This is a genomic window from Thermincola ferriacetica (assembly GCF_001263415.1).
GTDB classification, from domain to species: domain Bacteria; phylum Bacillota; class Thermincolia; order Thermincolales; family Thermincolaceae; genus Thermincola; species Thermincola ferriacetica.
The window spans coordinates 1-2,621 of sequence record NZ_LGTE01000050.1 but is presented as its reverse complement, the minus strand read 5'-3'; the positions used below and the strand labels follow the sequence as shown (position 1 = coordinate 2,621).

Here is a 2,621-nt window from a genome sequence, read left to right as displayed (position 1 = left end):
AGCACCTCCAGGACGACTTTGCTTTTAAATTCGGCTGAATATTGATTTCGCTTTTTCATGTTTCCATTATAACTTACTTTTTAAATTTTGTGTCTCACCTTATGGGTTCATTATACCGTATCCAGCGTTGTTAGGCGATGTTGCTGCGGCAGCTTAACTCTTAAGAGATCTTACTACCTTATCGACATCTTCTGTAGTTTCTATATTCGTCAAGTTATGGGAATGATGAGTTAAAAAATCTTTGACTCTCTTTAAACTTAATAAACAATATTTTATTATTTTTAGCTTCGCATAATTTTTTAACTTCTTGCTTTTATTAGACCCAAATTCTAATCTAATAAATATTAATTCATAGATAGCTATTACGGTAACTACATAAATGAAAGGTAAAAACGCAATGGTCAGAATGGGCGCTAGAAAAAACTGTTTAAGAGTATCTAAGCTAGCCCAACTACTGAAATTTGAAAAGACATTTTTCAAAACAAAGATCAAAATTAATATACCTATATAACTTTTAACCCAACCCAATAGCTTTTCAACCTTTATATACTTCTCATCCATCTTCGCTACAGTTTGCATCATTACGATTAAAGTAATAAAAGGTAAGAAAATCAATTCTCCAATTAGAGAGAATGTATATGTATTAACGAGAAATTCGATTATCATGACAATTTTTAAGTTATCAATAATCGTCTTTCTAAAAAAGTTCTTTTCTTTCGACGAACCCGAATTCATAAGCATAGTGAAACCGGTCAGACAGGTCCAAATAATTGAATCCTTCAAAAGAGAGGTCTTCCAAAATCCAATTTGATGTAATAAAATAATAATTCCACTAATGTACAAAATCATTAATATAACCGGGATAAGTATTTTCCGATGACAGAATGATTTAATAACTTCAAAAAGCGAGGCCCTGATTTCCTTTTTAAAAATCATGTAAATCAATACAACAGACAGCCAAATAATAGCTGCGATTTCTCTATTGTTAAAGACATTCAATTATACCCACCGTTCTTTCAAAATAGGAATACCGAGCAGCAATTTCACCTAACGCATGTGCTGGAAACGAACTTGCCCCGACCGCAAGGCTGGCGCGGTTTTTGCACCTGGTCCGCAAAAATCGTGACACCAAAACTGTCGTGGAGAAGGCTGTCATTCGGCCATTCACCGGAGCCGCTCATTTGTGTCAGCTTTATTGCTTTGTTGAGTAGGAACGGCCCATCGGCCAGGCACGCGGCGGCCTTTTCCCAGTGTGCCGCCTGGCCAATGGTACCAAATGAGCGGCGTGTTGGGTCGTTGTCGTAGCCCTAGCCCCTCCCCCTTGGTGGCGCGATTTTTGCCATGTTATTGCAAAAAACGTGACAGCCGAGGACGGGTGAAATTGGGCGGAGCGCAGCGCAGCCGTTTCCAGCGTTGTTAGGCGATGAACCGTACCAGTCCTTAGTTTTTTTCAAACGCATACGCTAAAACTATGTATTGCTTTTTATCATCAAAATTCCAAAGCCAAGAATCAAATAATCCTTTAACTTGTAATCTGTCTATTTTATATTGACTGCACGCCTTTACTGCATTCCATCCAGCTATGCATATTGTTAATTTTTCTGTTAATTTCACGATTTGTAATGGATTTTTAGCAAGGCTTTTAATACTAAGTCCACTTGTCCTTTCAATAATATTTTTAGTGTCACTATCAATTTTAAATACATCTGTACTGTAGGCTAATATTCCTTTTCTTTTTAACATTGTTTCAATTAATCTCAAATATGGGGCTAGAATTCTATGAGATATATGCGTAGCAATTTTATATATTTCAGATTGTTCTTGGTCATTAGGATTAATTTGCATAATAACGGGCGACAAGAATTGCGTAGTAATACAATTCGAAAATATCCATGAACATCCAGGGATATTAAAGTTTACTGGTTTAAACCTCTTTGGTAGCTGATCTCTAAAAAGTTCAAATTTCCGTTTAATTTTATCTGGAGACGTTCCATCATTCATGATATTGTACAATTCAACAATTCTTTCTGATAATCCGGTGATATCACAAGGCACTAATTTTACTTTTTGACGACGTGAAATATCTAATTTACAGTAAGCGACGTCTAAAGCCTTCGAGTCAATATCGAGCAGATAAACATTCTTGAATTCATCTACTATTAACGGTAATGAAAAATCATCTGCTTGTCCTACACCAATAATTAGAGCGTTGTCTCTCTCTGGCGACAACTCTATAGTTTTACGAAGCCAATCATTACAAGCGTTTATCGAATCACTCCAATTTGAAACTTGTTCTTTGGTTTTAGATGCATTTACTTTACTAAATATGTCTTCTAACATATACTACCCTTCTTTCAACTAAATTTGGCCCTAAATTAAGGTACGGTTTTTCGCCTAACGTATCATCGGCTACACGAACTTGTGCAGGCCCGCCCGGTTGGCGGGCTTTTTGCGTTATCCACACCCATTAGATCAAGTATGCATCTGTGGATAACGTAGGCAAAAAGCATGATAACCCAGGGCCAAGCAAGTTAGGTGTAAACGGCAAGTACTTTTGGATGAATTTAGGCAAATAATTTTGCCAGTTTTTTCACCTCAAAATACTATCACGATGTTTAAGC

General features: G+C 36.6%; 2 protein-coding genes. Both read right to left on the bottom strand.

Features of this window, described 5'->3' with window-relative positions; genetic code table 11:
- Positions 1-153: 153 nt before the first annotated feature.
- Complete coding sequence (locus Tfer_RS15560; RefSeq protein ID WP_052219187.1) at positions 154-999, bottom strand: hypothetical protein; 846 nt, start codon at positions 997-999, stop codon at positions 154-156.
- 441 nt (positions 1,000-1,440) lie between these two features.
- Entirely contained in the window at positions 1,441-2,340 is a 900-nt protein-coding gene (locus tag Tfer_RS15555; protein WP_052219186.1) for a hypothetical protein, read from the bottom strand.
- Positions 2,341-2,621 lie beyond the last annotated feature (281 nt).